Annotated in this window: 9 protein-coding genes; all 9 read right to left on the minus strand. The window is 73.7% G+C overall.

What is annotated here, in order from left to right:
* The 9 genes from KIH74_RS25655 to KIH74_RS25695 are packed head-to-tail and all read right to left on the minus strand — an operon-like array spanning position 1 to position 14,687.
* Positions 1 to 1,566 (minus strand): amino acid adenylation domain-containing protein, encoded by a 1,566-nt coding sequence (locus tag KIH74_RS25655; protein WP_214158826.1) that lies wholly within the window; start codon positions 1,564 to 1,566, stop codon positions 1 to 3.
* Positions 1,559 to 2,683, minus strand: coding sequence for an HAD-IIIC family phosphatase (locus KIH74_RS25660; protein WP_214158827.1), 1,125 nt, complete (start codon positions 2,681 to 2,683; stop codon positions 1,559 to 1,561). The genes KIH74_RS25655 and KIH74_RS25660 overlap by 8 nt, the downstream gene beginning before the upstream one ends.
* Positions 2,671 to 3,660, minus strand: coding sequence for a 3-oxoacyl-[acyl-carrier-protein] synthase III C-terminal domain-containing protein (locus KIH74_RS25665; protein WP_214158828.1), 990 nt, complete (start codon positions 3,658 to 3,660; stop codon positions 2,671 to 2,673). Before KIH74_RS25665 ends, KIH74_RS25660 begins: the two co-directional genes overlap by 13 nt.
* Entirely contained in the window at positions 3,657 to 4,805 is a 1,149-nt protein-coding gene (locus tag KIH74_RS25670) for an acyl-CoA dehydrogenase family protein (RefSeq protein ID WP_214158830.1), read from the minus strand. Before KIH74_RS25670 ends, KIH74_RS25665 begins: the two co-directional genes overlap by 4 nt.
* The gene (locus KIH74_RS25675) at positions 4,798 to 5,070 is read right to left on the minus strand and encodes an acyl carrier protein (RefSeq protein ID WP_214158831.1); all 273 of its coding nucleotides are present in this window, start codon (positions 5,068 to 5,070) and stop codon (positions 4,798 to 4,800) included. The genes KIH74_RS25670 and KIH74_RS25675 overlap by 8 nt, the downstream gene beginning before the upstream one ends.
* A complete protein-coding gene (locus KIH74_RS25680; protein WP_214158832.1) occupies positions 5,067 to 5,960 on the minus strand; it encodes a 3-hydroxyacyl-CoA dehydrogenase family protein in 894 nt (297 codons plus the stop codon). The genes KIH74_RS25675 and KIH74_RS25680 overlap by 4 nt, the downstream gene beginning before the upstream one ends.
* Positions 5,957 to 9,445, minus strand: a complete 3,489-nt coding sequence (locus KIH74_RS38905; RefSeq protein ID WP_214158834.1) for a beta-ketoacyl synthase N-terminal-like domain-containing protein — start codon at positions 9,443 to 9,445, stop codon at positions 5,957 to 5,959. Before KIH74_RS38905 ends, KIH74_RS25680 begins: the two co-directional genes overlap by 4 nt.
* Complete coding sequence (locus KIH74_RS25690) at positions 9,442 to 12,846, minus strand: condensation domain-containing protein (RefSeq protein ID WP_214158836.1); 3,405 nt, start codon at positions 12,844 to 12,846, stop codon at positions 9,442 to 9,444. Before KIH74_RS25690 ends, KIH74_RS38905 begins: the two co-directional genes overlap by 4 nt.
* Positions 12,843 to 14,687, minus strand: a complete 1,845-nt coding sequence (locus KIH74_RS25695; RefSeq protein ID WP_214158838.1) for a non-ribosomal peptide synthetase — start codon at positions 14,685 to 14,687, stop codon at positions 12,843 to 12,845. Before KIH74_RS25695 ends, KIH74_RS25690 begins: the two co-directional genes overlap by 4 nt.
* Between the last annotated feature and the right edge of the window lie 503 nt (positions 14,688 to 15,190).

The following is a 15,190-nucleotide window of genomic DNA, read 5'->3' on the forward strand; positions in this document are numbered from 1 at the left end:
TCAGGATGTGGTCAGGAGCCGGCGCAGATGCCCCCGGTCGGCCTTGCCGTTGGCGTTCAGCGGCACGGCCTCCAGCCGGTGCAGCCGCCGGGGCACCATGTGCAGCGGAAGCCGGCGGCGCAGCCAGCGCCGCACGTCCCGGTCGGCCAGCTCGTCCCCGGTGTAGGCCGCGACCAGCTCGGTGCCCTCGCCCTCGCCGAGTGCGAGCACGATCGCCTGGCCCACCCCCGGGTGGGCACGCAGGGCCGCCTCGATCTCGCCCAGCTCGACCCGGAAGCCCCGGATCTTCACCTGGTTGTCGAGCCGCCCGAGGTGCAGCAGGGCACCCTCCACCTGCCGCACCCGGTCACCGGTGCGGTAGTAGTGCGCGGGGGTGAGGGGGGTGCGGCCGTCGTAGGGTTCCGCGCGGCCGTCCCGGAAGGCCAGGAACCGCCCGGTGTCGTCGGCCGGGTCGAGGTAGCCGCCGAACCGCTGCGAACCACGGACGCACAACTCGCCTTCGGCGGCCGGGTGGCCGTTCTCGTCGATCACGAGATGGTCGAGGAACGCATAGATCTCGCCGATCGGCACGGTGCCGTTGGCGGTCCGCGGCCAGTGCGAGCGCCGCGCCGGCAGCGTGTACTCGGAGCAGGCGACCGTGAGTTCCGTCGGGCCGTAGACGTTGTCGATCGCCGACCCGGGGGCCGCCCGGTGCCAGGCCCGCGCCTGGTCGAGCGTGAGCTGCTCGCCGATGAACGTGCTGTGCCGCAACGTCCCGGCCGCGTTCTCCGGCAGGCCGGACAGCTCGACGGCGACCGACACCACCGACGGCACGCTGAACCAGTGCGTGATGCGCCGTTCCACCACGTAGTCGATCGGGGTGAGCAGGTCCCCGGCCGAGGGCACGCACAGCGTCGCTCCCCCGGCCCAGGTGACGAACAGGTCGAAGACCGAGGGGTCGAAGGTCAGGTCGAAGGTGTGCGACATCCGGCAACCGGGGCCCACGGCGTAGCGCCGCCGGTTGTGCTCGACGTACGGCGAGACGTTCCGGTGCGTGATCGGGACGCCCTTGGGCCGGCCGGTGGACCCGGACGTGAACAGCACGTACGCCAGATCGTCCGGCCGGCCACGGTACTCGCCCAGGAGGCGCTCCAGTTCCGGGTCCGGGGACGGGCCCGCCCCGGTGACGTCCTCGTCGGTCAGGAGCAGGGTGAGGACGCCGGCACCGGCCAGTTCCGCCTCCAGCTGGGGACGGCCGGCCGGATCGGCCAGCAGGACGTCGATCCGGGCCAGGTCGCACACCGAGCGGTTGCGGGCCGCCGGGTAGCCGGGGTTGAGCGGGGTCACGGCCGCGCCCAGCCGCAGCGCCGCGAGGTACCCGACGCAGGAGTGCGGACCCTGGCCGGCCAGCAGGGCCACCCGGGCGGGAACGCCGTCGTACGCCTGCCGGATCCGGGCGGCCAGAGCCGTTGCGGCAGCGTGCAACTCACCGTAGGTCAGGGTGTGCCCGGCGGCCTCCAGGGCCGGCGCGGCCGGGGTCGCGAGGGCGGACGCCGTGAACCACTCGTACAGCGTGCGGTCACTCATGACCCACCCGCACCGGCGCCTGCCGCGCACCGGTCAGGTCGGGGGCGGTCAGCGTCATCGTGGTGGGCTCCGGCTGCCGGGTGGGCAGCACGTGCAGCACCTCGATGCCGTCGTCGGGCCGCCCGGTCACGGAAACGGCCGTGCAGTCACAGGGTTCCGGGGTGAAGCCCGCGAACCGGTAGGCGACCTCCATCATCCGGTTGCGGTCGGTGCGCCGGAAGTCGGCGGTCAGGTGCACCTGGGCGCGGGCCGCCTGGTCGAGCAGCCAGCGCAGCAGCACCGTGCCGGCCCCGAACGCCACCACCCGGCACGAGGTGGCCAGCAGCTTCAGGTGCCATCTGTCCGGGAACCGTTCCAGCAGAACGATTCCCACCGCACCGTGGCCGCCGAACCGGTCGGACATGCTGGTCACGAGCACCTCGTGACGCGGGTCGTCGAGCAGGTCACGCAGGGCCGCGTCGGAGTAGTGCACGCCGGTCGCGTTCATCTGGCTGGTGCGCAGCGTGAGTTCCTCCACCCGGGCCAGGTCGGGCCCGGTCGCCCGGGCGATCCCCATGCCCAGGTCGAGCGTGCGCAGGAAGTCCTCGTCCGATCCCGGGAAGACCTCCCGGGCACCGGCCCGCTCGGCGTTGGCCCGGTACATCGCCCGCCGGTTGCGCGAGTCGGCCGTGACGATCGGCCGGAACTCCGGCCGGTCCAGCAGCCCGGCCAGGTCGGTGGCCGGGTAGCTGCGCACCTCGGGCAGGTGGAAGGCCACCTCGGCGCGCTCGGTCGCCTGGTCGTCGACGAAAGCGAACGTGGACAGCGCCAGGTTCAGCCGGTCCGCGACGTGCCGCACGGCCTCCGACTTCGGCCCCCAGCTGATCTGCGGCATCAGGAAGTACTCCTCCAGCCCCAGCTCCCGGAGCTTCTTCCAGGCCACCTCGTGGTCGTTCTTGCTGGCCACGGTCTGGAGGATGCCGCGCCGGTCCAGCTCGGCGACGACGGCCCGCACCTCCTGGCTCACGGCCACCTCGTCGCCCTCGGACAGGGTGCCCCGCCAGAGCGTGTTGTCCAGGTCCCAGACCAGGCACTTCACCGTCTTCGGGGCGCCGGTGGACGCGTTCAGATCTCCCACAGGGTCACCGCCCAGGCCGCGACCGGGCTGTTGTTGAGCACCAAAACGTGATCTCCCTCGGTGAGTTCGTCACTGGCGACCAGACGCTCCAGGTTGAGCACCACGTCCATCGCGCCCAGGTGGCCGTAGCGGGTGAGGTGGGTGGCGCAGACCGGGTGGATCGGCAGGCCGAGCAGCGACTCGTAGAACTGGTACGCGCCGGCCGTCACGTTCTGCATCAGCACGGCCCGCACCCCCGAACGCGGCACCCCGGCGTCCTCCAGCACGGCGTCCACCAGCCGGCCGAAGCGCAGCCGGCTCTGCATGGCCAGCTCGAACCGGTACCGGTCGGGCGAGCGGCACTCCTCGACCCACTCGTAGAACGGCGCCTGCTTGTAGTCCACCGAGAACAGGTCGTGGAACGTGCCGTCGGTCTCCAGGCGGTGTGCGCGCAGCACCGGGCGCCCACCGCGCACCATGGTCATGGCGAAGGCCCCGTCACCGATCACCGTCACCGGGTAGCGCACCCGGTCCAGCCCGGTCGGCCGGCTGGCGAAGGCGATCATCACGCTGTGCCGGGACGGGTCGGCGGTCAGCAGGTCGTGCGCCAGGCCCCAGGCCGCGCTGGAGCCCGCGCAGCCCAGACCGTCGAGGGTGAGCGCGAATCCGGAGGTCAGCTTCGCCTCGGCCTGCACCTGCCCGGCGTCCGAGCCGAGCAGCACGTCCGGCGAGCGGGGCCCGACCAGGATCAGGGCGTCGGGTTCCGGCGCTCCCGGGTCCTGGTCGGCCAGCAGGGCCTGGCAGGCGCGGGCCGCCAGCCCGGCGGCCGGCGACTCGATCGTGCCGACCGTGGCGACGCCGCTGGAGTCGGCGAACTCCTGCTCCTGCACACCCAGCAGGGCGTAGTCGGGCAGGGAACTGACCGGCCGCAGTTCGCCGTCCCCGGGCAGGACACTCCGGACCAGGCCGATGCCGATGCCGATGCCGTCGCCGGTCATGCCCACACCACCCGGGCCCGCTCGGCGAGCAGCAGCTGACTGATCTCCGTGCTGCCCTCGATGAGTTCCATCATCTTGGCGTCGCGGTAGGCCCGGGCCACCACGTGCCCGTCCTGCGCCCCGGCCGACGCGAGCAGCTGCACCGCCGAGCGCGCCGTCTCGGCGGCGTGTCCGGCGGCCAGGTACTTGGCCGTGACCGCCGCCGTCACCAGGTCCGGCGCGCCCTCGTCCCACCACCGGCTGGCCTGGGCGCAGCTGAGCCGGCTGGCCTGCTCGGCGGCCACCATGTCGGCGAGCCGCCGGGCGACGAGCTGGTGCGCGGCCAGGACCTGCCCGAACTGACGGCGCACACCGGTGTGCCGGACCGCCGCGCCCAGGCAGGCCTGCACGATGCCGACGCAGCCCCAGGCGATGGACAGCCTGCCGTAGGTCAGCGCCGCGGTGACCAGCCAGTCGAGCGGCAGCCCGGCACCGGCCAGGAGGCTGTCGGCGGGCAGGCGTACGTCGCGCAGGGTCACGTTCGCGTGCCCGGCGGCCCGGCAGCCGAGCGGGTCGGGAACCCGCTCGATCGTGACGCCGGGATGATCCGCCGGCACCAGGAGGGCACCCGCACCCGCCTCGTCCCCGCTCGCGAACCGTCCGAAAACCATGATGTGACTGGCGTAGTCGGCTCCGGTGATCCACACCTTGGCGCCGTTGACCCGTACCGTGTCGCCCTCGGACACGATCAGCGTGCTCATCCCGGACAGGTCGCTGCCCGCGTCCGCCTCGCTGAAGGCCACCGCGGCGAGGTCGCCGGAGGTGAACCCGCTCAGGTAGGCGGCCCGCTGCTCGGGGCTGCCGAACCGCTGCACCGTCCAGGCGGCCATGCCGTGCGACGTCATCAGGCTGCGCAACGACGAGCAGCGGCTGCCGACGTGCGCGGTCAGCTCGCCGTTCTGCACGGAGCTCAGGCCCGGCCCGCCGTATGCGGCGGGCACCTGGGCGCACAGCACGCCCTTCGACCCGAGTTCGTGGATCAGCCCGGTGGGCAACCGCCCGGCCCGGTCCCAGTCACCGGCCCGGTCCCCCACCAGCTCGTCCACCAGGCCGGCCAGGCCGGCCACGTCAGCCACGTCAGCCACGTCGGCCCGGGCGTCAGTCATCCTCTCCCCCGGTCAGTCTCAGCACCAGGGCGGTCATCGCCCCGACCGTGCGGAAGTTGTCCAGCCGGATGTCGTTGCCGGTCACCGCCACCCCGAACGTGCTCTCCAGGTGCACCAGCAGCTCCAGGGCGAAGAGCGAGGTGACCAGCCCGGAACCGAACAGGTCCAGGTCGGGTGCGACGGTCTGCCGGGTGCGCTGCTCGAGGAACCCGATCAGGTTCGCGGCGACCGTGTCGGCGGTGATCCCGCCGGTGAAGGTGGTCATGACGTGGTGCCTCCGTAGTCGAAGAAGCCCCGGCCGGTCTTGCGCCCCAGATCACCGGCGCGGACCTTGGCCAGGAGCAGGTCGCAGGGCTCGTAACCGGTGTCGCCGGTGCGTTCCCGCAGCACCTCGAGCGAGTCGGCGACGTTGTCCAGCCCGATCAGGTCGGCCGTGGCCAGCGGCCCGGTGGGGTGACCCAGGCAGCCCCGGAACACCTCGTCGACCGCCTCCGGGGTGGCCACCCCGTCGGCCACGATCCGGGCCGCCTCGTTGATCATCCGCTGGAGGATCCGGTTGATCACGAAGCCCGGCCCGTCACCGACCAGCACCCCGTGCTGCCCCAGGTCGTCCAGCAACCGCACCGCCGCGTCCATCGCGGCCGCGCTGCTGCGTGGGCCCTGGATCAGTTCCGCGGTGCGGATCAGGTAGGGCGGGTTCATGAAGTGGATGCCGACCAGGTCGCCCGGCCGGGCCACCCACCCGGCCTGCTCGTCGATCGGGATGGCCGAGGTGTTCGAGACGATCAGGGTGCCCTCGGCGACCACGGCGGACACCTCGGCCAGCACCTTGCTCTTGGTCTCGGCGCGCTCGGTGACCGCCTCCACGACCGCCCGGCACCCGGCGACGGCGTCCAGGTCGGTGGTGGTGGTCAGCTCGCCGGAAGGCTCGTCCCGCGGCAGCTTCCCGAGCAGCTGGGCCATGCGCACCTGGCCACGCACCGCCGAGGCGGCCCGGCGCAGGATCTCCGGGTCGACGTCCACCAGCACCACCGGCAGTCCCCGGCCGACGGCCAGGGCCGCGATCGCCGTGCCCATCACCCCGGCGCCGAGCACCGCCAGCGGCCGCGGTCCGGCGGGTCCGGCGGCACCGGTCCCGTCGGTCCCGCCGGTCATCGGTCGCTCCCCGGCTCGTCGGTGGTCAGGGCGGGCAGCAGGTCACCGATGTCCGGCACCCGCCGGGCCAGGAACGTCAGCCCGTCGCGCAGTTGCTCACCGGTCACCGCCGGGGAGAGCCGGTTGCGCCGCAGCCAGGGCTGCCAGCCCCGGGCCTGCACCCCGTCCTCCCGCAGCTCGTGCCCGTCCAGCTCGTACAGCGCGGTCGAGGACAGCACCGGGCTCCCGGTCTCCAGGGCCCGGTCGGCGACCAGCTTCTGCCACTCCCGCAACGGCACCGGGCGGGTCGGGAAGCCCACCTCGCCGAGCATCTCGAACAGCCGGCCCAGGCCCGGCGAGCGCTCGTCCACCAGGTGGTAGGCCCGGCCGACCGAGCTGGGCGACAGCGCCAGCTCGACCACGGCCCGGGAGAGCACGTCGACCGGGGAGATCGGCAGCCCCCGCTCGTCCTGCGGGTGTGCCCCCACGGCCAGCCCGCTGGCCAGGGAGAACCAGATCAGGTCCCGGTCGTTGCAGGCACCGGTGGCGGTCGAGGCCATGATCAGGCCGGGCCGGAAGACCCGGATCCGCATCCCGTCCTGCTCGGCCCGTTCCAGCAGGCGCTCGGACACCCACTTGGCCACGCCGTAGCCGCCGAGCTGCGGGTCGAGCGGCTGCTCGCGGGTCTCCAGCAGGCGGTCGCCGGAGCCGACGGCCGGCCCGGTGGCGGCCACCGTGGAGATGAAGCTCAGGTCGCGGATGCCGGCCGAGCGCATCCAGACCAGCAGGTCGGCCAGCGGCAGCACGCTGTCGTGCCGCAGTTCGCGGTAGGGCTCGGTGAACACCACCTTCGCGGCGCAGTGCAGCACGTGGCCGATCTCCCCGGCCAGCAGGCCGTCACGGTAGGTGCGGCCGATCGTGCCGATGTCCCGCAGGTCGCCGGGCACCACGTGCACCCGGGCCGGGTCGGGCCGGGGCAGGTCCAGTTTCGCGGCGGCGGCCTCCAGCCGTTCCCGCCCGCGCTCCTCGTCCGGCGCCCGCACGATGCAGTACACGTCGGCCTGGGAACGGGCGAGCAGGTCGTTCAGCAGGAAGGCACCGAGATAGCCGGTGGCTCCGGTGAGCAGCACGCCGCGCCCCGGTGCCTCCGGCCCGGCCAGGTCGCCCAGGGGCAGCTGGAGGTCCCGGTCGACCAGGGCGCCGTCACCGTCGGCCGCGGGGTCGGCCTGCTGCGCGTCGTCCGGGCCGCCCCGCATCCCCCGCACGATGCCCGCGATCGCCCGCACCGTGGCCTGGCTCCCACCGGCCCGGTGGATGTTGACCAGCACCCCGTGACGGCGCTGCACCTCCAGCACCATCTGCACGGAGAGCAGGGACGTGCCGCCGAGACGGCCGAACTCGTCGTCCGGGCCGATGTCGTCGACGCCGAAGAGCTCGCCCCACAGCGAGATCAGGTCGGACTCGATGCCGTCGGCGGGCGTCCGCGGTGCCGGGGACGCCTGCGGTGCGCCGGCGGATGTCCCGGCTGGTGTCCCGGCGGATGTCCCGGCTGGTGTCCCGGCGGATGTCCCGGCTGGTGTCAGCGGTGCCGCCGGCGCGTCCAGCGGGTACCGGTCCAGGGCCCAGTACCGTGACCGGGCGAAGGCGTACCCGGGCAGCCGCACCCGGCGTCCCCGCGGGGCGATCGCCGCCCAGTCCACCGGGACCCCCGCGAGCCAGGCGGCGCTGAGCGCCTCCTCGACCACGTCGTCCACCGTGTCGGGCCCGGCGGTGGCCTTCACCTCGACGCGCACCAGGTGCCGGTCGCCCGGACCGGCCGCCGGCACCTCGGGTACCACCCGGGTGCCCGCGGGCAGGGCCGTCAGCAGGGTCTCCAGCAGGCCGCCGGGCCAGTTCGCCCCGGCGGGGGCGAGCACCAGGGCGTCGCACCGGTCCGGCACCCGCCCGGTGCGCACCGCGGGTGGGCGGGGCAGCCGCAGGGCCGCGACCAGATCGCCCTGCGGGGCCGTCACCACCCTCCGCACCCCGAAGTCCGTGCGGCCCACCCGCAGGGTGTGCGCCACGTCGGCCAGGTCGAGGTCGCCGGTCTCGAGAACGTCCGCCAGCCGGGCGGACTGGGCGTCCAGCTCGGCCCGGGACCGGGCCGACAGCACCAGCCGGTGCACCGGGCGGGCGGGGGCCGGTGCCCGCACCGGAGGCGGCGGCGGTGCGAGCACGGCGGCCGCGTTGGTGCCACCGACCCCCATCGAGTTGACCAGGACGTGCCGGTCCGGCTCCTCGGTCAGCCCGGCCTCGGTGAGGACGGTGAACGGGCTCTCGGCGAGCAGGCCCGGGTCACGGGGCCGGGTGTACATCGGGTGCGCGGGCAGCCTGCCGGTACGGGCCACGTGCACCGCCTTGATGAAACCGGCGATACCGGCGGCCGGCCCGGTGTGGCCGATGTTGGTCATCACCGACCCGAGACCGCAGTAGCCGGTCTTCTCGGTGGTCTGCCGGAACGCCGCGCTCAGCGCCATCAGCTCGATGTGGTCGCCGACCGCGGTGGCCGTGCCGTGCGCCTCGACGTAGCGCAGCCGGTCGGCCGGCACGTCCGCCACCCGCAGGGCGGCGGCCACCACATCGGCGACGCCGGCCGGACCGGGAGCCACGAATCCCATCCGGTCGGCGCCGTCGTTGCCCACCGCGCTGCCCTTGAGCACCGCCAGCACGGGATCACCGTCGGCCAGTGCGTCATCGAGCCTGCGCAGCGCCACCACGCCCACTCCGGAGCTGTAGGTCGTGCCGGTCGAGCGGGCGTCGAACGACCGGCAGAACCCGTCCTCGGAGAGCACCCCGCCGGGCTGGTGGTGGTACCCCCGGAAGGGTTCCAGCACCGTCGCCCCTCCGGCCAGTGCGATGTCGCACTCCCCGGACAGCAGGCTGAGAGTGGCGTAGTGCACGGCGTAGAGAGACGACGAGCATCCGGTCTGGATGCTCAGCGCCGGGCCTCTCAGGCCGAGTTTGTAGGCGACCCGCGACGGCATGAAGTCCGCCTGGCCACCGACGGTCAGATCGAGATCGTCGACCGCGGCACGGATTCCGTCCTGCCGGGCCCGGGCCGCGAGCAGGGCCGCGGAGTATCCCCCGGCCGCGCTGCCGGCGAACACGCCCACCACCGGGCCGCCCGGTCCCTGGGGGCGGGCCGGGTGCCCGGCGGCCTCCAGGGCCTCCCAGGATGCCTCCAGGAAGATCCGGTGCTGCGGGTCGATGGTCTCGGCCTCGCGCGGCGGGTAACCGAAGAACTCGGCCGCGAACCGGTCCACCCCGGGCAGGGTGGCCCCCACCCGGACGAATCCGGGGGCGGCGGCCTCCTGCTCACCGATGCCCGAGGCCCGCAGCACCTCGTCCGGCAGCTCACGCATCGAGACCACGCCGCCGTCGATGTTGCGCCAGAACTCCTCCGGGGTCCAGGCGTCGGGGTAACGGCAGCCGATGCCGACGACCGCGATCTCCGTGCCGGCCGTCACTCGGCAGCCCCCGAGACGGTGGTGACCGGGGTGGCGGCAGGGTTCGTGACGGGGTTGGTGGCGGCGGCCCCGCGGCCGAGCAGGCGGCTGCGGTCAGGGGTGGCGCGAACCACCTGACCGGTCCCGTCGGCCCCGTCGATCCCGTCGGCCCCGTCGGCCGGTGACAGCAGCTCGACCTGCGCCCGCACCGTGCTGTGCTGGAACAGGTCCGAGACCTTGATCGGGCGGGCGCTGAGCGGCCGCAGCTCCTCCCACAGCATGATCAGCAACAGCGAACTGCCGCCCGACTCCAGGAATTTCGCGTCGTCCGGCACCGTCTGGGCCGGGTCCAGGTCGAGCACCTCGGTCCAGGCCCGGCGCACCGACTCGGTCAGGTCCGCCCGGCTGGGGACCGTTCCCGCCGGGGTGACTGCGTTCTGGCCACCTGCGTTCTGCATCGTGCTCTCCTGAAGGGGGTGCGAGGTCGGATCGGACGACAGGGCCCGGGCCACCGCGACCAGCTCACCGAGCAGCGCGGTGGCGGTGTCCGGATCGAAAAGGTGCACGGCGTAAGACAGGTCGAGCTCCAGGTGGTCTCCCAGATCGGTGACCACCAGCTCCAGTTCGTGCTTGATGTGCAGCGGGTCGAGGGGCCGGTAGCGACCCCCGGTCCGGGGGCCGAGCGCCGCCGGCACGTCGCGGCCCTCCTGCACGCTCAGGTAGACCGGGGTCAGCGGGGGACGGCTCAGGTCCCGTTCCGGGTGCAGCGCCGCCACCACCTCGTCGAACGGCACACCGGCGTGCCGGAAGGCGAAGGTGCCGCTCTCCCGCACCCGGCCCAGGAGCCGCGGCCAGGACGGGTCGCCGGTCAGGTCCACCCGCAGCACCAGCGTCTCGACGAACATCCCGATCGCCTCCGCCTGCGCGGCGGTGTCCCGCCCGGCCCAGGGGAAGGCGAGGAGGAAGTCACGCTGCCGGCCACGCCGGGCCAGCACGGTGGCCAGCAGCGCCGCCGACGTCATGAAGAGCGTGGCCCCGGCCCGCGTCGCGGCCTCCCGCAGCCCGGCGGTGGTCGTGGCGTCGATCCGGGCCGTGACGGAACCGGCCAGGGTGTGCTGCACCTCGCCGCGTTCCCGGTCGGCCGGCAGTTCGACGTCGACCGGGGCACTGCCCAGCCGGGCCACGACCTGCTCCAGCGCGGCGCGGTCCGGCGCCGTCCCCGGCTCCCGTCGTGGCCCCGGCGCAGCGGGCTCCGCAACGGTCTCCCCGCGGTAGCGGGCGGCGATCTCCTCCACCAGCAGCCGCCGCGACCAGCCGTCGACGACGATGTGGTGTGCCACCAGCACCAGCAGGGTCTGCTCACCGCGGCGTAGCAGTTCGGCCCGCACCGGCGGGCCGGTCGCCAGATCCATCGCCTCCCAGCAGAATTCGGCCAGGTGCTCACGCAGCTCGGCGTCGCTCCAGGCGCTCGCGTCGACGGTCCCGGCCCGGGCCGGGGCGGCGTCGGTGCGCAGGCAGACCTGCCGCAGCCGCCGGTCCAGGTGGAACCGGGCCCGCAGCACCGGGTGCCGGGCGAGCACGTCGTCGACGGCTCGGCGCAGCGCGCCGGCATCGACCGGCCCGGTGTACTCGATCACCGAGGGCAGCAGGTAGGCCGCCCGGTGGGACGGCAGCCGGTCGAGTGTCCAGAACCGGGCCTGGACCGGGTCGGCCGGCCGCGGAGCGGACGGATCATGCTGCGGTGCCGGCACTTCCGGCGCCCCCGGCGAATCCGGGACGACCGGCGAGTCCGGGACGACCGCGGCCCGGTGCAGGAGCTCGGCCAGGTGGGCGACCGTCGGCTCGGCGAGGAAGTCGCGCGGGGTGACCACCACGCCCCGGCGCCGCTGGGCCTCGGCCAGCATGCTGATGACCAGCAGCGACTGCCCCCCGGCGGTGAAGAAGTCCGAGTCCGGGGCCAGCCGGGCCGGGCTCCCCGGCAGTACCGCCGCGAAAAGCTCCTCGGCCTGCGCGTAGTCGGATGCCTCATAGCGCTTCCCGGTCACCGCCGGGCCCGCCCCGGACGTCACCGCACGCACGTTCCCCACCGGGACGGGGCCCGCGGGCAGGTCACCGACCACCCGGTCCGGGTCCGCCGTCACCTCCTCCAGCAGCCGCACGAAGCCCGCACCCAGCTCGTCCACCACGGCCGCCGGGTAACGGTCGGTGTCGTGCTCGATGGTCAGGACCGCACCGGACGCGGTCTCGTCGAGCATGAGCAGGAGGTCGAACTTGGCCGTGCCGGTGCCCAGCACCACCGGCCGGCGCCAGGGCGAGGTCTCCTCGTCCCAGGCCGGGGCCACCATGTTCTGGAGGACGAACCCGACGTCGGCCGGGGCCAGGCGGCCCTCACCCCGCAGCGCCGCGATCCGCGCGGTCAGCCGGTCGAACGGCAGCCTCTGGTACGACAGCGCACCGTAGAACTCGGCCCGGGCCGCCGCGCAGAGCTGCCGGAACGTCGCCCCGGGCACGACCCGGCAGCGCAACGGCACGGTGTTGACGAAGAACCCGACCAGCGGTGCCAGATCGGTCTCGGCCCGGTTGGCCGTCATCACCCCGAGCAGGAAGTCCCGCCGCCCGGAACGCCGGGCCACCAGCACCTCGACCACCGTGGAGAGCAGCACGAACGGCGTGACCCGCAGCGAACGGGACCGTTCGGCCACGGCCTCCCAGACCGGTGACGGCACCTCGAAGCCGCGGTGCGCCCCCGGCCGGGCCCCGTCGGGAGCGGCGGGACGCCCGGAGCAGCCGGCCAGCACCGGTCCCCCGGCGAGCGGGGCCAGCACCGCGGCCCTCTCCTGGAGCGCGGTGGCGATCTCCGGTGACCGCGCCACCTCCTGCTCCCGCAGCGCGAAATCGGCGTACTGCAAGGGAAGTTCCGCGAACTGCGGGTCACGGCCGGCCAGGAGCGCCCGGTAGGCGACGGTGAGGTCCCCGAACAACGGGGCCAGCGACCAGCCGTCGACCGCGATGTGGTGCACACTCAGCAGCACGGTGTCCGGTCCGGTGTCCCCGCTCCAGACCACGGCCCGCAGCACCTGCCCGTCGGCCGGCGAGAGGGGCCGGGCCGCGAGCGTCCCGCAGTCGTCGAGGGCCCGGGCCGGCACGTCGTCACCGGCGGGCACGTCGATGCGCAGAACCTCGATCACCGGCCGGTCCATGACCTGCTGCACCGGCGCCCCGTCCACCAGGCGGTAGCGGGTGCGGAGGATCTCGTGCCGGGTCGCGACCGACTCCAGCGCGCCCGCCAGCACCGTCGGGTCGACCGGCACCCGGGCCGTGAACAGCAGCGGCACGTTGTAGGTGGGGTTGCCGGGTGCGGCGGCGTCGGTCAGCCAGACCCGCAGCTGGGCACTCGAGAGGGGAGCCTCCCGGGCGCTCACGCGGCCCGCACCGTGGTCCGGACCCGCGTGCACAGGTCGGCCAGCGTGTCGGCGAGCAGCACCTCGGCGGCGTCCACCGGACTGCTCAGGCCGTCCTGGATCCGCGCGGCCACCTGCATCGCGAGGATCGAGTTGCCGCCCAGGTCGAGGAAGTTGTCGGCGGCGCCGATCCGGCTCACCCCCAGCACGTCCCGCCAGGCGGTGGCCACCACGTCGTCCACCTCGTCGGCCGGCCCCTCCGGGGCCGCGGCGGCCACCGGTCCCACCGACACCGGCGACCCCACCGGCGGTTCCGGTTCGAGCAGCGCCAGCAGGGCGGCCCGGTCGGTCTTGCCGGTGGGCCCGATCGGCAGACGCTCCAGGAACAGCCAGCGCGAGGGCAGCATGTAGGCCGGCAGCCGGGTGGTCAGCTCGCCGGTCAGGGTCTGCGCCCGCAGCACCGTTCCCGGCGCCGGCAGCGCGAACCCGGCCAGGACCGCGGCCGGCCCTTCGCCGACCTTCTCGACGAAGGCTGTGTCGACGAGACCCGTTGCCACGGCGGCCCGTTCGATCTCCTCGAGCTCGATCCGGAACCCGCGCAGCTTCACCTGCCGGTCGCGGCGTCCCAGCACCTCGAACACGCCGTCCCCCGTCGTCCTGGCCAGATCACCGGTGCGGTAGACCATGTCGCCGGTTCCGGGCCGGGTGACGAACTTCTCGGCCGTGAGCTCGGGGCGCCCCAGGTATCCCAGCGCCAGCCCCGGGCCGCCGACGCACAGTTCGCCGAGCTCGCCGTCGGGCACCGGGGCGAGCCGCTCGTCGAGCACGTGCAGGCTGGTCTGCTGCAACGGGCGGCCGACCGGGATCCGGTCCAGCCCGGCCGTGCTCCGGTCGTTACAGTCGAAATAGGCCGCGAACGTGGTGGTCTCGGTCGGACCGTACCCGTTCACCAGGCGTCCCGGCGGGCCGGCCGCCAGCACCCGGCGCACCGCGCCGAGCTCCAGCTGCTCCCCGCCCACCACGAGCGTCCCCAGTCGGGAGAACGCGCCGGGACGCTCGCGGGCCAGTGTGTGGAACAGCGAGGTGGTCAGGAACAGCGCGTCCAGGCGCTCGGCGCGGGTCAGCCCGATCCAGTCGTCGAGCGGCAGGTCGCCGAACCCCGGCAGCACGACCACCGTCCCGCCGGCGATCAGGGCGTTCCAGATCTCGAAGGTGGTGGCGTCGAAGGCCGGGTTGGCCGCGTTGCCCACCCGGTCGCCCGCCTCGATCGTGCAGAACAGCGGGTCGACCGCGAGGCGGCGCACGGCCCGGTGCGGAACCACGACGCCCTTGGGACGGCCGGTCGAGCCCGAGGTGAACGCCACGTAGGCCGGATCGCCGGGGGCGGGATCGGGCCCGCCGTAAGCGTCTTCGCCCTCGCCGGCGAACTCCGGGGCCTCCACCACGGTCAGGTCGGGCAGGCGCTCGCGCCACCCGGACGGGTCGGGCACGGAGCGCGGGGCGCACACCGCCACCCGCACACCGGAGTCCTGGAGGATGCCGGCCAGCCGGTCGGCCGGCGCCATCGCGTCGAGCGGCAGGTAGGCCGCACCGGCCCGGAGGATCCCGAGCAGGGTGACGACCAGCGAGACCGAGCGGTTCTGGGCCACCGCCACCAGGTCCGAGGGCCGCACACCCACCTCGTTCAGCCCGGCGGCCAGCCGGCCCGCCCGGAGCCAGAGTTCCCGGTAGTTCAGGGTCTCGCCGGTCAGCGGATCGCGGACGGCGGGGGCGTCCGGCCGCCGGACGGCCCAGCGACCGACCAGGGCGGGGACCGCGGTTTCCGGATCCGGCCGGTCCAGGGGCGTGCCGAGGTGTTCCACGCGATTCCTCCAGAGGCTTCGATCACCCGGCGGGCGGGCGGCACGGAAATCTGGAAATGACGAAGAGGGAGCCGGCCGGACGAACGCCGGAAATCAACGGACCGCACCGGACGGAAATTCAGGAATTCAGCGAGAACCCCAGCCGTGGTCGGCCATCGTGTTCAGCCGGGCGGACGATTGAGATCCCTCGAAGGACGCACCCATTCGTTCGGGAAACAGGCACGGCGGCGCACCTGGAAGCATCTGTTCATTCCCCCAGAACTCAACGTTTGCAACGGGCCGTGTCAAAGCTGACACCCACGGTCACATCCGAGCAAGAGCGGCACTCCGCACGTTGATGCACTGCACAAGTGCGTACAACTCAGACAAAACGGTCATGATCAATGGAATGGTCGGTGACACAGCGAGTTTGATGATCCACACATGGCCATCTCGCGCCGCCGGCGACGGACCCGGCCGATCGGCCACCGTCGATCACGGCCCGCAATCTTCACCGTTCGTTC

The organism is Kineosporia corallincola (assembly GCF_018499875.1).
GTDB classification, from domain to species: Bacteria; Actinomycetota; Actinomycetes; order Actinomycetales; family Kineosporiaceae; genus Kineosporia; species Kineosporia corallincola.

Excerpts from the sequence above, each read along its gene's own strand:
- KIH74_RS25670 (WP_214158830.1), bottom strand. The coding sequence starts at position 4,805 with ATGACTGACGCCCGGGCCGACGTGGCTGACGTGGCTGACGTGGCCGGC.
- KIH74_RS25655 (WP_214158826.1), bottom strand. The coding sequence starts at position 1,566 with ATGAGTGACCGCACGCTGTACGAGTGGTTCACGGCGTCCGCCCTCGCG.
- KIH74_RS25665 (WP_214158828.1), bottom strand. The coding sequence starts at position 3,660 with ATGACCGGCGACGGCATCGGCATCGGCATCGGCCTGGTCCGGAGTGTC.
- KIH74_RS25675 (WP_214158831.1), bottom strand. The coding sequence starts at position 5,070 with ATGACCACCTTCACCGGCGGGATCACCGCCGACACGGTCGCCGCGAAC.
- KIH74_RS25680 (WP_214158832.1), bottom strand. The coding sequence starts at position 5,960 with ATGACCGGCGGGACCGACGGGACCGGTGCCGCCGGACCCGCCGGACCG.